Consider the following 16,820-nt stretch of genomic DNA (forward strand, 5'->3'; position numbering starts at 1 on the left):
AACCCTAACCCCTGCCCCACCCCGAACCCGCAGGCCGCGGCCCCGGCGCCGGGCGCACGCGGCGGATCGTCACCGGCCCGCGCCGACTGGGCCGGACCCGCCGCGACAATCGGCGGATCCAGGAGCCGATCTTCCCGCTTCCGGTCTGGTCGCGGCCCGCATGCTCCCGCGGGCGAACCTCGCCCGGGCTCCGCTCCGCCCGCGGCGCCGGAGCCGCTCCCGGCGTGGCCGGAGATCGCGCGGGAGCAGCCGGCCGCGCCGCCTGCCGAAGGTCGATGGCGGCGCCGCCGGGCGCCGAGATGCCGGGATCGCGGCGGGTGCGGGAGCCGCGTGGGGTGTGCCGCGGCCAGGTGCGGGACCGGCAGGGACGAGCGCCGGCGACGACCGGTGCCCGCGGGAGCTTGCGGGCCACACCACGCCGGAAGCGGGAAGACAGGGTCCGGGGTCTTCGTCGTGAGGGCGCTAGTCGCCGGTGCCGAAGAGGGTCTTGGCGCGCCGCACCTGGGCCTCGCGTTCGGCGCGGTCGGCGTCGGGGTAGGTGCGGTCGGCGGCGGTGGCGAGCAGGGCCTTGATCTCGATGACGGCGTCGCGGTTGCCGGAGAGGACGGCGGCGACCAGGTCGGCGGTGGCGGAGGGAAGGTCGGCGGCGGGGACGACCAGGTTGGCGAGGCCCATGGTGGCGGCCTCGTCGGCGGCGACGCGGCGGCCGGTCACGCACAGTTCGAGCGCGCGGGCGTAGCCGATGAGCTCGACGAGGCGTTTGGTGCCGCCGAGGTCGGGGACGAGCCCGAGCGTGACCTCGGCCATGGCGAGCTTCGCGTCGTCGGCGAGGATGCGCAGGTCGCAGCCGAGCGCGAGCTGGAAGCCGGCGCCGATCGCGTAGCCCTGGACGGCCGCGATGGTGATCAGATCCGGTCGGCGCAGCCAGGTGAACGCCTCCTGGAAGCCCAGGATGCGGTCGGCGGCGCGGTCGTCGGGGAGCGCGGCGAGGTCGGTGAAGTCGCCGCCGCCGAGCACGGCGCGGTCGAGGCCGGCGGAAAAGGCGCGCCCCTCGCCCCGCACGACAACGACGCGGACGTCGCCGGTGAGTTCCCCGGCGAAATTGCGAAGCGCCCGCCACATATCCGGAGTCTGTGCATTGAGCACGTCGGGCCGGCACAACGTCACCGTCGCGACCGGCCCGTCGCATTCAAGTCGCACGCCACTATCTGAATTCATCGGGGGGATCCCGGACGCGCGTACTGTTTGCCGGCGATTACCGGCCTCACGCCTTCTTGCGACGCCGCGCGCCGCCGCGCTGGCGCAGTTGCACGCCGCTTTCGGTCAGAACCCGGTGCACGAAACCGTAGGAACGGCCCGTCGAGGCGGCCAAGGCGCGGATACTTTCCCCTGAGGTATACCGCTTTACGAGGTCCTTGGCGAGCGTCTGACGCTCCTGCCCGACAATTCGACGACCTTTCTCAGTGCTGGTGGCTGTGCCAGTGGCTGCCATGTTGAATCCTCACGTCCCAGACTGTGCGGTTCGAGTGCGGTCCCACCTATTAGACCGCCTCGAACGATCATGCGCCAGACACCATTCGTTCGCCAACCGACACGCATGCCACTGTCGGGCCGTGCTCACGGCGGCCGAGTCGCTTCGTGGGCCGGCTCGTTACCCGCCTATCGGCTTGTACCTGCGCATTCTTGGCGCCGCCTGCGCGGTGCGGCATCGTCGGCCGTACATCGCGGGCGGTACGGAGTGTGCCAAGATTTTCACACTCCCGTGTCGCCGCCGACAAGAGAAGCCGTCAATACCTACCGTCACTGAAATTTTCGGCGCCAATTCCACACGCGGGATCAGAGAAACGTGGGATTAGCTGCGGCTCAGGCGAGCTCGACCAGCTCCAGCAGGTCGTCGCTCCACGCGTCCTCGTCACCGTCCGGGAGAAGGATCGCCCGGTCCGGCTTGAGCGCCAGCACCGCGCCCGGGTCGTGGGTCACCAGCACGATCGCGCCCGGGTAGTTGGCGATCGCGTCCAGCACCTGCTCGCGGCTGGCCGGGTCGAGGTTGTTCGTCGGCTCGTCGAGGAGCAGCACGTTCGCGCCGGAGCAGACCAGCGTGGAGAGCGCGAGCCGGGTCTTCTCGCCACCGGACAGCACGCCGGCCGGCTTGTTCACGTCGTCGCCGCTGAACAGGAACGCGCCCAGGATCTTCCGCAGGTCGGTGTCGGACTGGTCGGGCGCGGCGCTGCGCATGTGCTCCAGGATCGTGCGGTCCACGTCCAGCGTCTCGTGTTCCTGCGCGTAGTAGCCCAGGCGCAGCCCGTGCCCCGGGTTCACCGACCCGGTGTCCGGCGCCAGCAGCCCGCCCAGCATGCGCAGCAGCGTGGTCTTGCCGGCGCCGTTCAGCCCCAGGATCGCGACCCGGGAGCCGCGGTCGACCGCCACGCTGACGTCCGTGAAGATCTCCAGCGAGCCGTACGACTTGGAGAGCCCGGTCGCGGTCAGCGGCGTCTTGCCGCAGGGCGCGGGCGCGGGGAAGCGCACCTTCGCCACCCGGTCCGCGGTGCGCTCGTCCTCCAGCCCGGCCAGCAGCTTCTCCGCGCGCTTCGCCATGTTCTGCGCGGCGACGGTCTTGGTGGCCTTGGCACGCATCTTGTCGGCCTGCGCCATCAGGGCACCGGCCTTCTTCTCCGCGTTGGCGCGCTCGCGCCTGCGGCGGCGCTCGTCCGTCTCGCGCTGCTCCAGGTACGCCTTCCAGCCCAGGTTGTACTGGTCGACCACGGACCGGGTGGCGTCCAGGTACCACACCTTGTTGACCACGGCCTCCAGCAGCGCGCCGTCGTGGGAGATCACCACCAGCCCGCCCTTGTGCGCGGAGAGGAAGCTCTTGAGCCAGGTGATCGAGTCCGCGTCCAGGTGGTTGGTGGGCTCGTCGAGCAGCAGGATGCCGCTGTCGCCGGCGTCCCGGAAGAGGATCCGGGCCAGCTCGATCCGGCGGCGCTGACCGCCGGAGAGCGTGCCGATGGTCTGCGCCAGGATGCGGTCCTCCAGGCCCAGGTTCGAACAGATCCTGGCGGCCTCGGCCTCGGCCGCGTAACCACCGAGCGCGGCGAACCGGTCCTCCAGCGTGCCGTACCGCCGGACCAGGCGATCGTCGGCGCTCTCCGCCAGCTTCTCCTGCAACTCGTTCATCTCGCGGAGCAGCGCGTCCAGGCCACGGGCGGAGAGCACCCGGTCGCGCGCGGTCACGCCCAGGTCGCCGGTGCGCGGGTCCTGCGGCAGATAGCCGGCCTCGCCGCGGCGCTCGACGTGCCCCGCGTACGGCTGGCCCTCGCCGGCCAGCACCTTGAGCGTGGTGGTCTTGCCCGCGCCGTTGCGGCCGACCAGGCCGATCCGGTCGCCGGGCTGGATCCGCAGGTTCGCCTCGGACAGCAGGATTCGGGCTCCGGCGCGCAGCTCCAGGCCGGTGGCGGTGATCATGCGGTGTGACTCGCTCTCGATGAGACCCGGGCCGGACGATCCCCGGCACAGAGAGAAGCTCCGCACGCGGCGGAGCACCAACCTTCAGTGTACCGATCGCGCGACGGCCCCTCCGCCGGATTGATTTCCAAGATCAACGGGTACGTGGGAGGGACCCCGCATCGACGAGTTGGAGCCGTCAGATGGAGCTCAACGAGAACGCACGGATCGACACCGACCAGATCACCGACCGGCGCGGCAGCGGCGGCGGCGGTGGCGGGCTGTCGGGCATCCCGATCCCGATCGGCGGCGGCAAGGGCGCGTGGATCGGCCTGGCGGTCTTCCTGCTGGTGTCGCTGCTCGGCGGCGGGCTCGGCCTGAACGCGATGAACGGCGACGGTTCCGGCGCCGGCTCCGGCTCCGGCGAGTCGCTGGCCCAGGAGTGCGGCGCGGACGACCGGCTCCAGCAGCTGGAGTGCCGCAACGCGCTCTACGTCAACTCGATCCAGGACTACTGGAAGGACGCGCTGCCGCAGCACTTCGGCGAGCAGTACGCGGAGTCGGACACCGTCTTCTTCAGCCAGGCCGTGAGCACGGGCTGCGGCAACGCGGACTCCGGCGTCGGCCCGTTCTACTGCCCGGCCGACGACCTGGTGTACATCGACCTCACGTTCTACCGGCAGCTCGCGGACCAGCTCGGCGCGCCGGGCGAGTTCGCGCAGCCGTACGTGCTGGCCCACGAGTACGGCCACCACGTGCAGGACCTGCTCGGCACCGAGGCGCAGATGCGCCGGGCGCAGGAGCGCGACCCGGGCGCGGCGAACCAGCTATCCGTGGCGCTGGAGCTGCAGGCCGACTGCTACGCCGGCGCCTGGGCGAAGAACGCGACCGGCACCGACGACGAGAGCGGCCAGAAGATCTTCACCAGCATCACCCAGCAGGACATCCAGGAGGGCCTGGACACCGCGGCCGCGATCGGTGACGACACGCTCCAGCAGCGGTCCGGCAACCCGGTCGACGAGGAGGCGTTCACCCACGGCTCCTCCGCGGACCGGCAGAAATGGTTCCGCACCGGCTACGACAGCGGCGACCCGAAGTCCTGCGACACGTTCGGCGGCACGCTCTGAGCCTCGCCGGTCAGGGCGGCGGATCGTGCACGACGACGGTGACGGCCCGGGCCTCGGGCAGCGCGTCCGACAGGACCGCCTGACGGGGCTCGGGCACGTCCAGGAACCGTTCCGCGCGCAGCTCCAGCAGCGGCGCGAGGCGGCGGTCGGCCAGGATCGCGTCCACGGCGGCCCGGTCGCCGCCGGTGACCAGCGTGGTCAGCTCCCGCGCGCGGGGCAGCAGCAGGCGGACCGCGATGTCGGCGGCGCCGCCGGCCGCGGCCTTGGCCTGGTTGTCCCGCCGCCGGGCGAAGCGCTGCTGCGACCAGCCGCCGGCCGCGGTCCGCGACTGCACGTAGCTGCGGTCGACCTTCGACTCGCGCAGGTCGTCGCCGACCGCGTAGCCGACCGCGACCGCCGATCTCCGCGCCAGCAGCAGGCCGAGCGGGCGGGGTGCGACCGCGGCGGCGAGGAACGCGTCCGGGTCCGCGGTGAGCGGCGCGCCCGGCGGCGGGTGCAGTTCCGCGACCGCGCCGTCCGGGGCCTCCAGGCGTACCGCGTACCCCCGCATGGTCCGGTGGGGTCGCCCGTGCCGGGCCGTGAAGTTGTCGAGCCAGCGGGTCAGGCGGCCGGGGACCACCTCGACCTGGCGGCCGCCGCCCGCGGCGGGTCGCGCACGCATGCCCACAGCGTAGTGCGCTAGTCGGTCTCCTCCAGCAGCAGCGCGCGGTGGTCGCCGAGCAGCCGGCGCAGCCGCTCCAGGCAGCGCTTGCTCTGCGACTTCACCACCGTGGTGGAGACGCCCATCACCTCGGCGACCGTCTCCACGCTGTGGTCCTCCCAGTAGCGCAGCACCACGATCGCGCGGTCCCGCTCGGGCAGCGTGCCGAGCGCCTCCAGCAGCGTCATCCGCAGCTCCGGACCGGCCTCCGGGGCCGGTGAGTCCAGCTGGTCGCCGGACGCGATGCCGATGAACTCGCGGTTGCCCTTGCGCCGGTGGTCGAAGAGGGCGTTCATCAGGACCTTGTGGCTGTACGCTTCCACGTTGACGGTGCCGTGCAGGCGCTTCCAGGACACGTACATCTTGGTGAGCGTTATCTGGGTGAGGTCCTGCGCCAGGTGCCAGTCGCGGCACATCAGGAACGCGGTACGCCGCAGCCGCTCCGCCATCGCCTGGGCGAACTCGACGTACTCGTCCTCCTGGTCCTGGCGGGCGGCGCGCGCCCGCCCGGTGCGCAGCAGGCGCCGCGTGCCGGACTCCGACGGCGGCTGGGGCGGGGCGGAGGGGGCCACGGCCGGCGCCGCCAGGGCGTAGTTGCCGGGAACGGTGGTCACTCAGCCTCCAACAATCGGGGTCAGCTTCTCGAAGGTGCGATCGCCCGTCTTGACCACCTCAAGCGGCACCCGCGTGCTCCATACCGGGTTCACCACCACGGTCACCGCTTCCTGGAGCGACAGCGCGACCTCGCCGGGCGGGTGCTCCCGGCCGTTGAACATGAGGCAGTCCGCGAGCTGGAGCCGCACCTGCACGCCGTCCGCCCGATACAGCGAGACGACCTGCCGGCGCGTGCAATCGTCGGCACTGTCCTCCACCACCAGCAGGCCGGTGCCGGTCAGGTAGGCGCAGGACATCGCGTCCTGGCAGATCTTCTCGTCGAAGCCGTCCGTCACCGGCTCGGTCGCGCCGACGTAGAGGCGCAGCATGCCGAAGCCGAGGCCCCGGTCGAGGTAGAGCTGGACGTAGGCGCCGCCGTCCTCGGCGTCGAGGATCGGCTGGTAGGCCCACCCGCCGGTCCGGCCCTCCGGAACCAGCTCGGTGAGCAGTTGGAGCACGGCCCCGGCGGTGGCCGGCGCGAGGTCCGCCTGGCTCGGGCTCACCGGCGGGACGGACAGGTCGAGGTCGTCCAGGAGGCCGGGGCACTCCGCCGCCGTGGCCGGGCGGGACTCGCTGGGCTCCCCGCCGTCGTCGCTGGTGGCGGGGCTCGCGCTGGGCGGGACGCACCGGTACGACGGCGCGACCGACGGCACCGGGTCGGACGGCGCGGCCACGTTCATCGCCGGCGTGGGAGTCTCGGTGGGCGTCCCGGATGGGGTGGACGGCGAGCCCAGCGCGAACAGCCCGACGACGGCGAGCACGGCGGCCGCGGTGCCGCCGCCGGCACCGGCGAACCACCGGCGCCGGCGGCGGACGCGTCGCCCCGAGTCGACGGACACCCGCACCACGTCTCCGAGTGGTGGCGGCGTCTCGCCTGCGAGCTCCTCCTCGAGGAGCCGGCGTAGTTCATGAGTCACAGCGGTGTTCCCTCTTCCGGGCCGACGCCATGAAGACGCGGCTCGAGCCGGTCAGGTGACACCCTGGGCCACGCGAATTTGTGAATCGGTTGGTCAGCGGGTGCTCGTGAACCGATGACCCGGGTGCAGGATCAGACGATCGGGGCGGATCACCAGGGTACGGCCCGAGCCCACCCACCCGGCCAGCGTCCCGGTTCCGTCCTCGACGTCGGTGCCGACCGCGACGACCGGCGCGTCCAGCCCGGCCGCCAGCCGCTCCGCCGCCGGGGTCCGCCGCGCCGTCAGCACCGCGAAGCCGGGGCCGAGCACGTCGTCGAGCAGCACGTCGCGTCCCCGGTGGCGCACCCGGGGCTGCGGCAGGAACCGGCCGGTCGGCGGCGTGCTCCACCACGGGCGCAGCGTGCTCGGGCCGATCAGCGGCGCGATGCCGCGGAGCCCGGCCGCGGTGAAGCCGGGTACCCGGACCGCGGCCGCGAGCACGCCCCGGCGTACCGCCGCGGCCCGGTCCTGCCCGCCGGTCATCGCGGCGCCGAGCAGCCGGGCCGCCTGGATCAGGCGCAGCGCGGGCCGGCGGCGCTCCGCCTGGTACGTGTCGAGCAGCGCCTCGCCGGCCCGCCCGGTGAGCACCAGCTCCAGCTTCCACGCCAGGTTCGCGGCGTCGCGCAGGCCGGCGCCCAGGCCCTGCCCGATGAACGGCGGCGTCTCGTGGGCGGCGTCGCCGAGCAGGAAGACCCGTCCGTACCGCCAGCGGTCCGCGATCCGGGCCCGGAACCGGTAGGCGACCCGCCGCCGGATCTCCACGCGCGCGCCCCCGGTCCACGGCGCGAGCAGCGCCTCCAGGTCCGGGCTGTCGGCCGTCTCGCCGGGCAGCAGCCGGAACTCCCAGCGGTACCGGTCCGGGCCGACCTGCATGAACGTGGCCGCGCGGCGCGGGTCGCTGACCTGGTGGACGCCGCCCCAGTGGCCGAGGTCGTCCGCGGTGACCGCGTCCACGACCAGCCAGTCCTCGCTGTAGCCGAGGTCGGTGCTGCGCGCGCCGACGAGCGTGCGGACCGTGGAGTTGGCGCCGTCGCAGCCGAGCACGGCGGCGGTACGCAGCCGGTACGTCCCGGTGTCCGCGCGCAGCGTGGCGTGCGTGCCGTCCGGGTCCAGCGCGGTCAGCTCGGTGCCGGCGCGCAGCTCCGCGTGCGGCAGCCGGGCCAGGCGCTCGCGCAGCAGCGCGTCCAGCGCCGGCTGGTCGAACATGTTCGCCTGCGGCCAGCCGTGCAGCCCGACCAGGCTGTCCCGGCGGAACTCGGCCAGCGTCCGCAGCCGCGCGTCGACGATCCGGAGGCCGAGCGCGGGACGGCTGATCGCGCGGAAGGCCTCGGCCACGCCGGCCCGCTGGAGGATGCGGTGGCCCTCGTCGTCCAGGTGCACGGCGCGCGGCAGCGGGTACGGCTCGCGATGCCGCTCGGCCACGATCACGCGCACGCCCCGCTGCGCGAGCAGGATCGCGGCCGTCAGCCCCGTCGGGCCCGCGCCCACCACCAGCACCGGATCGGCCGTCACTGCCCCATCAGACCCGATCCGCGCGGCGCGCGCATCACGTGGTGAGCGTGTGCGCGGCCAGGGCGGTGATCAGCAGGGCGGAGACCAGTGCGGTGACCAGCCGGCCGCGGCGCCCGGTGAGCAGGCGGCCGACCAGCGAGCCGCCGGCCGCGATCAGCAGTTGCCAGCTCGCCGAGGCCAGGAACGCGCCGAGCACGAACGCCGCCGCCGCGGCCGGCGTGAGGTCGCCGGAGGCCTGCCGGGCCAGCACCAGCGCGGCGAAGTAGACCACGGTCATCGGGTTCAGCAGGGTCAGCGCGAGAATCCCGCCGTACGCCCGGATCGGCGTGGTCAGCCCGCTGCCGGTCGCCACGGCCACGGCCGGTGACCGGTGGTGGCGGATCGCGGTCAGCGCGGTGTGCCCCGCGAGTCCGATCAGGACCGCCGCGGCGATCCAGCGCAGCGGCGCCGCGATCGGCGCGATCACCCCGGCCAGCGCCGCGCCCCCGGTGACGGCCACGGCCGCGTAGAGCCCGTCCGCCGTGGCCACGCCGAGCGCCGCCGCCGCGCCGACGCGCAGCGACGTGCGGGCGGTGAGGCCCGCGATCAGGATCGCGATGGCGCCGACCGGCACGGCCACGCCGTAGCCGGCGATCGCGCCGGCCAGGAACGCCGCGCTCATCGTCGCGGGCGGCGGGCCGGGGCGGGCACGGCACCGCGCTGCTGCCGCCCGGCCCGGACGGCCGTCGCGACAGTGGTGCGGTTCCGCTTCGTCCCGGTCATGCGGCCATGGTGCGCGCCGCCGTCCGTCGCCCGCCACCGGTTTTCCGGTGCGGCGCGTCAGGTGAGGTAAGCCTCCAGCAGCGTGCGCAGCCCTTCCGCGTCGGCCACGTTCGTGTGCGGGGTGATCGAAGGGTGCGCGATCGGCTCCGGCGCGACCAGGATGGTGGCGCCGACGCCCGCGCGACGGCCGCAGAGCACGTCGCGGTCGAGCTTGTCGCCGGCGAACCAGCTGTGCGCCAGGTCGACGCCGAGGCGGTCCGCCGCGTGCTTGAGGATGGCCGGGTTGGGCTTGCGGACGCCGACCTCGTCGCTGTAGATCTCCGCGCCGAACGCGCCGTCCAGCGGCGACTGCGCGATGATCTCGCGGAACGCGGCGCCGCAGAGCGTGTTGCTGACCACCGCGACCGGCAGGCCGGCGTCGACCGCGGTGCGGACCAGCTCGACGATGCCGGGCAGCAGCGTCCAGTCGTTGTTGTCGATCAGCCAGCAGCGGCTGAGCACCTCGGCGCTGTCCCGGACCGCGGCGCGGGCCGGCGCGGGCCAGTCCGCGGCCACGTACTCGGTCCAGAACTCCTGCTGGGAGAGTTCCGGCGGCGCGGACGGGCGGGCCATGGCGTTGCGCCACTCGCGATATGCCGCGCGGCCGGCGGCGTGGTCGGCGCGGATGCGGTCGACGGGCACGGACGGCCCGGCGATGCGCGCGAGGACCTCGATGAACGCGTCCTCGCGGCCGGGGCGGGCCTCCGAGCGGCCGATCACCCCGTGGAAGTCGAGCAGCAACGCCCGTGGCCTGATCAACACGGATGTGATCCTGACATGTGCGCGCCAGTAGGTCCAAAGGGGCCGGTGCCCGGGCGAGCCGGACACCGGCGGTACGGCATCAGACGTTGAATCCAAGCGACCGAAGCTGGTCGCGGCCCTCGTCGGTGATCTTGTCCGGGCCCCACGGCGGCAACCACACCCAGTTGATCCGCACGTCGCTGACCAGGCCGCCGTCCGGGCCGCTGAGCAGCGCGGTACGGGTCTGGTCCTCGATCACGTCGGTCAGCGGGCAGGCCGCGGAGGTGAGCGTCATGTCGAGCGTGGCCACCTTCTCCGCGTCGACGTACACGCCGTAGATCAGGCCGAGGTCGACGACGTTGATGCCGAGCTCGGGGTCGACGACGTCCTTCATCGCCTCCTCGATGTCGGCGACCAGCTTCGGGTCGACGGTCGCCGCCGCGGTCTCCCCGGCGGACTCCGGGGCGGGCTCCGCCTCGGGCTCCGTGCGGGACGACTGCGGGACGGTGGCGTCGTAGATGGAGGACGGAGTATCAGTCATGACAGAACCTCTCACGCGGCGGGCGACGTCGCGGCCACGCCGGCCCGCGCCGCCGCGTCCTTGAACGCCATCCAGGGCAGCAGCGCGCACTTCACGCGCGCCGGGTACTTCGCGACGCCGGCGAACGCGACGCCGTCACCGAGCAGTTCCTCGTCGGGCTCGACCGCGCCGCGCCCGCCCATCAGCTCCGCGAACGCGGCGTGCACCCGGAACGCCTGGTCGGCGCGGGCACCGCTGAGCAGTTCGTGGAGCACGCTGGCCGAGGCCTGGCTGATCGAGCAGCCCTGCCCGTCGTACGAGATGTCGGAGAGCACCCCGTCGGAGTCCACCGCGACGCGGATGGTGACCTCGTCCCCGCACGTCGGGTTCACGTGGTGCGCCTCCCCGCCGAAGGGGTCACGCAGCCCGCGCCCGTGCGGGTGCTTGTAGTGGTCCAGGATGATCTCCTGGTAGAGCCCGTCAAGCATCGCTCGCGCCCCTCAGCCGAATATCTTCCGCACCTGGTCGAGCCCGCGCACGAGGGCATCGACCTCTTCGGTGGTGGTGTACAGGTAGAACGACGCTCGGGTCATCGCCGGAACGCCGAATCGGGCGCAGACCGGCCGCGCGCAGTGGTGCCCGACGCGCACCTCCACGCCCAGCGAGTCCAGCACCTGGCCGACGTCGTGCGGGTGCACGCCGTCGAGTCCGAAGGAGAGCGTGCCGCCGCGGCCGACCGGCACCTCCGGCCCGAAGATCCGGAGCCCGTCCACGGACCGGAGCGCGTCCAGCGCGTACGCCGTGAGCTCCTTCTCGTGCCAGGCGATGGCCTCCATGCCGATGCCGGTGAGGTAGTCCACGGCCGCGCCGAGGCCCACCACCTCCACGATCGGCGGCGTGCCGGCCTCGAACCGGGCGGGCGGCGGCGCGTACGTGGACCCGCTCATCGACACGGTCTCGATCATCGACCCGCCACCCAGGAACGGCGGCATGGCGGTGAGCAGCTCGTACCGGCCCCACAGCACGCCGACGCCGGTCGGGCCGCACATCTTGTGGCCGGTGAACGCGATGAAGTCCGCGTTCAGATCGCGCACGTCGACCGGGATGTGCGGCGCGGCCTGGGACGCGTCCAGCAGCACCAGCGCGCCGACCTCGCGCGCCCGGGCGGTGATCGCGGAGGTCGGGTTGATCGTGCCGAGGGTGTTGGAGACCAGCGCGTACGACACGATCTTGGTGCGCTCGTTGACCAGCTCGTCCAGCGCGTCGAGCTGAAGCCGGCCCTGGTCGGTGATGGAGAACCAGCGCAGCGTGGCGCCGGTGCGCTCGCAGAGCAGCTGCCACGGCACGATGTTGGAGTGGTGCTCCATCTCGGAGATGACGATCTCGTCGCCGGGACCGATCCGGAAGCGCGGGTCGGTGGCGCGCTCGGAGAACGAGTACGCCACCAGGTTGATCGACTCGGTGGCGTTCTTGGTGAACACCACCTCGTCGACGCTCGGCGCGTTGATGAAGCCCGCGACCTTCGCGCGGGCCCCCTCGTACGCCTCGGTCGCCTCGGTGCCGACCGTGTGGACCGAGCGGGACACGTTGCCGTTGTGCCGCTCCAGGTGCGCCTGCATGACCTCGAGCACCTGGCGCGGTTTCTGCGACGTGTTGCCGCTGTCCAGGTAGACCATGCGGTGCCCGTTGACCTCGCGGTCGAGGATCGGGAAGTCGGCGCGGACCTTCTCCACGTCGAACCGGGGCTTGTCCTCGTACTGAGGCATGCCCTGCGGAATCGCGGCGGTCGACATCAGGCTCCTTCTAGGTTCAGATCGCGGCCGCGCCGGCGCCGGCCTGGTACCGCTCGTAGCCGGACTCCTCGAGCTTCTCGGCCAGCTCCGAGCCGCCCTCCTCGACGATCTTGCCGTTGACGAAGACGTGCACGAAGTCCGGCTTGATGTAGCGCAGAATCCGGGTGTAGTGGGTGATCAGCAGCAGGCCGGTGTCGCCGGTCTCGCGGACCCGGTTGACGCCCTCGGAGACCACGCGCAGCGCGTCCACGTCGAGGCCGGAGTCGGTCTCGTCGAGGATGGCGATCTTCGGCTTGAGCAGCTCCAGCTGGACGATCTCGTGGCGCTTCTTCTCACCGCCGGAGAAACCCTCGTTCACGTTGCGCTGGGCGAACGCCGGGTCCATCTGAAGGCGCTCCATGGCGCCGCGCAGCTCGCCGGCCCAGGTGCGCAGCTTCGGCGCCTCGCCGTCGATCGCGGTCTTCGCGGTGCGCAGGAAGTTCGCCACGGACACGCCGGGAACCTCGACCGGGTACTGCATGGCGAGGAACAGGCCGGCGCGGGCCCGCTCGTCCACGGTCATCTCCAGGACGTCGTTGCCGTCCAGCGTCACCGTGCCGCCGGTGATCTCGTACCGCGGGTGGCCGGCCAGCGAGTAGGCCAGCGTGGACTTGCCGGAGCCGTTGGGGCCCATGATGGCGTGCGTCTCGCCCGACCTCACGGTCAGGTCGACGCCGCGCAGGATCGGCTTGAGCTCGCCCTCGGGCAGCTTGACCGACACCTGCAGGTCGCGGATCTCGAGGGTGCTCACAGCGTTACTCCATTACTCGGATTCAGGTCGACGTAGATGTCCCCGTCCCGGATCTCGACGGGGAAGACGGCCACCGGCTCGGTGGCGGGCAGACCGGTCGGCTCACCGGTGCGCAGATCGAAGCGCGAGCCGTGCAGCCAGCACTCGAGCGTGCAGCCGTCCACCTCGCCCTCGGAGAGCGGGATGGTGGCGTGCGAGCACTCGTCGTGGACGGCGTGGAACTCGTCGTCGTCGGTGTGCACGACCGCGAGCGGGACGCCCTCCACCTCCACCGCCATCGCCGTTCCCTTGGCGAGGTCGGCGGCGGCCGCCACCCGTACCGTTGCGGGCATCTAGGCCCCTGTCCGCGCGAGCCGGGCCTCGATGGCGTCGCCGAGCCGCTCACGCAGCTCCTCCACCGGAATCTTGGTCAGGATCTCGGCGAAGAAGCCGCGGACGACCAGCTTGCGGGCCTCGCCCTCGGGGATGCCGCGCGCCATCAGGTAGAACAGCTGCTCGTCGTCGAAGCGGCCGGTCGCGCTCGCGTGGCCGGCACCGGCGATCTCGCCCGTCTCGATCTCCAGGTTCGGTACCGAGTCGGCGCGCGCGCCGTCCGTCAGCACCAGGTTCCGGTTGATCTCGTACGTGTCCGTGCCGGTCGCGTCCGCCTGGATCAGCACGTCGCCGACCCAGACCGTGTGCGAGGACGCGCCCTGCAGCGCGCCGCGGTAGCCGACGTAGCTGCGGCAGTCCGGCACGTTGTGGTCGACGAGCTGCCGGTGCTCCTGGTGCTGCCCGTTGTCCGCGAAGTACAGCCCGTACAGCTCGGCGTCGCCGCCGCGCTCGGTGTACTCCACGCTGGTGAACTGGCGGACCAGGTCGCCGCCGAGCGTCACCTGGGTGTGCACCACCTTGGCGTCCCGGCCGAGGCGGATCTTGATGTGCTGCGCCTGCACCGCGTCCGGCGCCCAGTCCGCGACGGTCACCAGGTTCAGCCGGGCGCCGTCCGCGATCACGACCTCGAGGTTGTCGGCCAGCGTGACCGAGCCCTCCTGCCAGAGCACCAGCGCGGCCTCGGCGAACCGGCCGACGGTGATCTGGGTGCGGGCCGCGTGCAGCCCCTCCACGCCGGTGCCGGTGATCGTCACGACCGCCGGCTCCTTGATCACCGTGTCCTTGGCGACCTCGATGAGCGTGACGTCGGTGGCCGCGCCGTAGCCGAGCGCGCTGATCCGGTCGAACGGGGTCAGCACCTTCCCGGCCTCGGCGGCGGCCACGACGCGCAGCGAGACGCCGTCGGTGTCGGCCAGCGCCACGGTGACGCCGCCGCTGGTGGCCTCGACCGCGCTCTCCAGCCCGCGGAGGCGCTTGAGCGGGGTGAACCGCCAGTCCTCCTCCAGGCCGGTCAGCGCCGGGAAGTCCGCGACATCGTACGAGCGCAGCGCCTGGGACTTGGTCTTCGGCGGCGCTATGGCTTCAGCAGTCATCTCGTCCTAGCTCTGTGATCTTCTCGTGCAGCGCCGGAACTAACCGACGGCGCCTTCCATCTGCAGCTCGATCAGGCGGTTGAGCTCCAGCGCGTACTCCATCGGAAGCTCCTTGGCGATCGGCTCGATGAACCCGCGCACGATCATCGCCATCGCCTCGTCCTCGGTCAGGCCGCGGCTCATCAGGTAGAACAGCTGGTCGTCGCTGATCTTCGACACCGTGGCCTCGTGCCCCATGGAGACGTCGTCCTCGCGGATGTCGACGTAGGGGTACGTGTCCGACCGGGAGATCGTGTCGACCAGCAGCGCGTCGCACTTCACGGTCGACTTCGACTGGTTCGACCCCTCCAGGACCTGGATCAGCCCACGGTACGAGGTGCGGCCGCCGCCCCGGGCGATCGACTTCGACACGATGGTGGACGACGTGTTCGGCGCGGCGTGCACCATCTTGGCGCCCGCGTCCTGGTGCTGGCCCTCGCCGGCCATGGCCACGGAGAGCACCTCGCCCTTGGCGTGCGGGCCGGTCATGTAGACCGCCGGGTACTTCATGGTGACCTTGGAGCCGAGGTTGCCGTCGATCCACTCCATGGTCGCGCCCTCGTGGCACACCGCGCGCTTGGTGACCAGGTTGTAGACGTTGTTCGACCAGTTCTGGATGGTCGTGTAGCGCACCCGCGCGTTCTTCTTCACGATGATCTCGACGACCGCGGAGTGCAGCGAGTCGGACGAGTAGATCGGTGCGGTGCAGCCCTCGACGTAGTGCACGTACGAGCCCTCGTCCGCGATGATCAGCGTCCGCTCGAACTGGCCCATGTTCTCCGTGTTGATCCGGAAGTAGGCCTGCAGCGGGATCTCCACGTGCACGCCCTTCGGCACGTAGATGAACGAGCCGCCGGACCAGGTCGCGGTGTTCAGCGCGGCGAACTTGTTGTCGCCGACCGGGATGACCGTCCCGAAGTACTCCTTGAACAGCTCCTCGTGCTCCTTGAGCGCGGAGTCGGTGTCCACGAAGATGACGCCCTGCTCCTCGAGGTCCTCGCGGATGGCGTGGTAGACGACCTCGGACTCGTACTGCGCGGCGACGCCCGCGACGAGGCGCTGCTTCTCCGCCTCCGGGATGCCGAGCTTGTCGTACGTGTTCTTGATGTCCTCCGGAAGCTCCTCCCAGCTCTGGGCCTGCTTCTCGGTGGAACGCACGAAGTACTTGATGTTGTCGAAGTCGATGCCGGTCAGGTCCGCGCCCCAGGACGGCATCGGCTTGCGGCCGAACAGGCGCAGGCCCTTCAGCCGCAGGTCGAGCATCCACTCGGGCTCGTTCTTCTTCGCGGAGATGTCCCGCACGACAGCCTCGGACAAGCCTCGCTGCGCCGCGGCGCCGGCCACGTCCGAGTCAGCCCAGCCGTACTCGTACTTCCCGAGCGCGGCGAGGTGCTCCTCCTGGCTGATCGGCTGCACGATCTGGTCCGTCATCGATCTGTCCTCACGGTGGAGTTCTTCTTCGTGGTGTTCTTACCTGCGTGCCCGGCGGTGGCCGGGATATGCGTGGTGCAGACCCCGTCGCCGTGGGCGATGGTGGCCAGACGTTGCACGTGGGTGCCGATCAGGCGCGAGATGACCGCCGTCTCCGCCTCGCAGAGCTGGGGGAACTCGGCGGCCACGTGCGCCACCGGGCAGTGGTGCTGACACAGCTGCCCGCCGGTCGCGATCGTGGTCGCGTTCGCAGCGTAGCCCTCCGCGGTCAGCACGGCCGCGAGCGCCTCCGCCCGCGCGAGCGGATCGTCGCCCGCGCCCTCCATCGCCTCCCGGCAGCGCTGCTCCAGCGCGGAGACCTGTGCCTCGGCGAATTCGGTGACCGCCCGCTCGCCGCTGTGCGCCGCGATGAAGCGCAGCGCGGCGGAGGCGATGTTGTCGTACGCGTGGGTGCCGCACCGCAGCCGCGCGGCGTCCGTCAGCACGAAGACCTTGGCCGGCCGGCCCCGCCCGCGCGGGGCACCGGACGGGTGGTCGCGTGTGGTCACGTCGCCGTCCGCGAGCAGCGCGTCCAGGTGGCGGCGGATGCCGGCGGCGCTCAGCCCGAGCGCGCGGCCCAGCTCGGCCGCGGTGGCGCCGCCGCGCTCCAGCAGCAGCTGAGTGATCTTGTCCCGGGTGCGCCCGTCCTGCGCGCCGGTGGCCGCGTCGGCCTCCGTCACGCTCTCGGACAGCAGCTCCAGGTTTTTCACTACGACAGTGTTACGTATTTCCCTCGGCACCCGCAAACCACCCCTCCGGTGACTCTTGCCACCGGGGTGAATCGCCGTCTACGACGCTGCGTAGGATTGC

17 protein-coding genes and 2 pseudogenes are annotated in these 16,820 nt (G+C 72.0%); 1 reads left to right on the top strand and 18 read right to left on the bottom strand.

Going from position 1 to position 16,820, the window contains the following annotated elements:
• Window positions 1-462: 462 nt before the first annotated feature.
• From J2S41_RS23680 to J2S41_RS23690, 3 genes are all read right to left on the bottom strand, one after another.
• A complete protein-coding gene (locus tag J2S41_RS23680; RefSeq protein ID WP_310370595.1) occupies window positions 463-1,218 on the bottom strand; it encodes an enoyl-CoA hydratase/isomerase family protein in 756 nt (251 codons plus the stop codon).
• 46 nt (window positions 1,219-1,264) lie between these two features.
• A complete protein-coding gene (locus J2S41_RS23685; protein WP_306827061.1) occupies window positions 1,265-1,492 on the bottom strand; it encodes a helix-turn-helix domain-containing protein in 228 nt (75 codons plus the stop codon).
• A 371-nt stretch (window positions 1,493-1,863) separates the two neighbouring features.
• On the bottom strand, window positions 1,864-3,462 hold the full coding sequence (locus tag J2S41_RS23690; protein ID WP_310370601.1) for an ABC-F family ATP-binding cassette domain-containing protein: 1,599 nt from the start codon (window positions 3,460-3,462) through the stop codon (window positions 1,864-1,866).
• Between the two features lie 182 nt (window positions 3,463-3,644).
• Between J2S41_RS23690 and ypfJ the strand changes: the two genes are divergently transcribed.
• The gene (gene ypfJ / locus J2S41_RS23695) at window positions 3,645-4,568 is read left to right on the top strand and encodes a KPN_02809 family neutral zinc metallopeptidase (RefSeq protein WP_310370604.1); all 924 of its coding nucleotides are present in this window, start codon (window positions 3,645-3,647) and stop codon (window positions 4,566-4,568) included.
• Between the two features lie 10 nt (window positions 4,569-4,578).
• On the opposite strand, the gene J2S41_RS23700 is transcribed toward ypfJ, so the two are convergent.
• From J2S41_RS23700 to J2S41_RS23765, 15 genes and pseudogenes are all read right to left on the bottom strand, one after another.
• Window positions 4,579-5,229 carry an acVLRF1 family peptidyl-tRNA hydrolase gene (locus J2S41_RS23700; RefSeq protein ID WP_310370605.1) on the bottom strand — a complete coding sequence of 217 codons (651 nt, stop codon included), beginning with the start codon at window positions 5,227-5,229 and terminating at the stop codon, window positions 4,579-4,581.
• Window positions 5,230-5,246: 17 nt separating this feature from the next.
• Complete coding sequence (locus tag J2S41_RS23705) at window positions 5,247-5,882, bottom strand: SigE family RNA polymerase sigma factor (RefSeq protein ID WP_310370606.1); 636 nt, start codon at window positions 5,880-5,882, stop codon at window positions 5,247-5,249.
• Window positions 5,883-6,761 (bottom strand): hypothetical protein, encoded by an 879-nt coding sequence (locus tag J2S41_RS23710; RefSeq protein WP_310370607.1) that lies wholly within the window; start codon window positions 6,759-6,761, stop codon window positions 5,883-5,885.
• Window positions 6,762-6,932: 171 nt separating this feature from the next.
• Window positions 6,933-8,390, bottom strand: a complete 1,458-nt coding sequence (gene mhpA / locus J2S41_RS23715; RefSeq protein ID WP_310370608.1) for a bifunctional 3-(3-hydroxy-phenyl)propionate/3-hydroxycinnamic acid hydroxylase MhpA — start codon at window positions 8,388-8,390, stop codon at window positions 6,933-6,935.
• Window positions 8,391-8,424: 34 nt separating this feature from the next.
• A complete protein-coding gene (locus tag J2S41_RS23720) occupies window positions 8,425-9,051 on the bottom strand; it encodes a LysE family transporter (protein WP_310370609.1) in 627 nt (208 codons plus the stop codon).
• Between the two features lie 158 nt (window positions 9,052-9,209).
• Complete coding sequence (locus tag J2S41_RS23725) at window positions 9,210-9,953, bottom strand: HAD family hydrolase (RefSeq protein ID WP_310370610.1); 744 nt, start codon at window positions 9,951-9,953, stop codon at window positions 9,210-9,212.
• A 79-nt stretch (window positions 9,954-10,032) separates the two neighbouring features.
• Window positions 10,033-10,473 (bottom strand): metal-sulfur cluster assembly factor, encoded by a 441-nt coding sequence (locus J2S41_RS23730; RefSeq protein ID WP_310370611.1) that lies wholly within the window; start codon window positions 10,471-10,473, stop codon window positions 10,033-10,035.
• Window positions 10,474-10,484: 11 nt separating this feature from the next.
• Window positions 10,485-10,940, bottom strand: a complete 456-nt coding sequence (sufU, locus tag J2S41_RS23735) for a Fe-S cluster assembly sulfur transfer protein SufU (RefSeq protein WP_310370613.1) — start codon at window positions 10,938-10,940, stop codon at window positions 10,485-10,487.
• A gap of 12 nt (window positions 10,941-10,952) precedes the next feature.
• Complete coding sequence (locus J2S41_RS23740; protein WP_310370615.1) at window positions 10,953-12,245, bottom strand: cysteine desulfurase; 1,293 nt, start codon at window positions 12,243-12,245, stop codon at window positions 10,953-10,955.
• A gap of 16 nt (window positions 12,246-12,261) precedes the next feature.
• Entirely contained in the window at window positions 12,262-13,035 is a 774-nt protein-coding gene (gene sufC, locus J2S41_RS23745) for a Fe-S cluster assembly ATPase SufC (RefSeq protein ID WP_310370617.1), read from the bottom strand.
• Entirely contained in the window at window positions 13,032-13,367 is a 336-nt protein-coding gene (locus J2S41_RS23750; RefSeq protein ID WP_310370620.1) for a non-heme iron oxygenase ferredoxin subunit, read from the bottom strand. Before J2S41_RS23750 ends, sufC begins: the two co-directional genes overlap by 4 nt.
• Window positions 13,368-14,267: pseudogene (sufD, locus tag J2S41_RS23755) on the bottom strand (Fe-S cluster assembly protein SufD); the annotation flags it as partial. It lies immediately after the preceding gene.
• Between the two features lie 86 nt (window positions 14,268-14,353).
• Window positions 14,354-14,501, bottom strand: a pseudogene (locus J2S41_RS39925) (Fe-S cluster assembly protein SufD); the annotation flags it as partial.
• 39 nt (window positions 14,502-14,540) lie between these two features.
• Window positions 14,541-15,971: a Fe-S cluster assembly protein SufB gene (gene sufB / locus J2S41_RS23760; RefSeq protein ID WP_310370624.1), complete on the bottom strand. Its 1,431-nt coding sequence runs from the start codon at window positions 15,969-15,971 to the stop codon at window positions 14,541-14,543.
• Window positions 15,968-16,711 carry a helix-turn-helix transcriptional regulator gene (locus J2S41_RS23765; RefSeq protein WP_374728268.1) on the bottom strand — a complete coding sequence of 248 codons (744 nt, stop codon included), beginning with the start codon at window positions 16,709-16,711 and terminating at the stop codon, window positions 15,968-15,970. The genes sufB and J2S41_RS23765 overlap by 4 nt, the downstream gene beginning before the upstream one ends.
• Between the last annotated feature and the right edge of the window lie 109 nt (window positions 16,712-16,820).

The organism is Catenuloplanes atrovinosus (assembly GCF_031458235.1).
Classification (GTDB): Bacteria; Actinomycetota; Actinomycetes; order Mycobacteriales; family Micromonosporaceae; genus Catenuloplanes; species Catenuloplanes atrovinosus.

Bases quoted from the DNA above. Each gene is read 5' to 3' on its own strand.
- J2S41_RS23680 (WP_310370595.1), bottom strand. From the start codon at position 1,218: ATGAATTCAGATAGTGGCGTGCGACTTGAATGCGACGGGCCGGTCGCG.
- J2S41_RS23685 (WP_306827061.1), bottom strand. From the start codon at position 1,492: ATGGCAGCCACTGGCACAGCCACCAGCACTGAGAAAGGTCGTCGAATT.
- J2S41_RS23690 (WP_310370601.1), bottom strand. From the start codon at position 3,462: ATGATCACCGCCACCGGCCTGGAGCTGCGCGCCGGAGCCCGAATCCTG.
- ypfJ (WP_310370604.1), top strand. From the start codon at position 3,645: ATGGAGCTCAACGAGAACGCACGGATCGACACCGACCAGATCACCGAC.
- J2S41_RS23700 (WP_310370605.1), bottom strand. From the start codon at position 5,229: ATGCGTGCGCGACCCGCCGCGGGCGGCGGCCGCCAGGTCGAGGTGGTC.
- J2S41_RS23720 (WP_310370609.1), bottom strand. From the start codon at position 9,051: ATGAGCGCGGCGTTCCTGGCCGGCGCGATCGCCGGCTACGGCGTGGCC.
- J2S41_RS23730 (WP_310370611.1), bottom strand. From the start codon at position 10,473: ATGACTGATACTCCGTCCTCCATCTACGACGCCACCGTCCCGCAGTCG.
- sufU (WP_310370613.1), bottom strand. From the start codon at position 10,940: ATGCTTGACGGGCTCTACCAGGAGATCATCCTGGACCACTACAAGCAC.
- J2S41_RS23740 (WP_310370615.1), bottom strand. From the start codon at position 12,245: ATGTCGACCGCCGCGATTCCGCAGGGCATGCCTCAGTACGAGGACAAG.
- J2S41_RS23750 (WP_310370620.1), bottom strand. From the start codon at position 13,367: ATGCCCGCAACGGTACGGGTGGCGGCCGCCGCCGACCTCGCCAAGGGA.
- sufB (WP_310370624.1), bottom strand. From the start codon at position 15,971: ATGACGGACCAGATCGTGCAGCCGATCAGCCAGGAGGAGCACCTCGCC.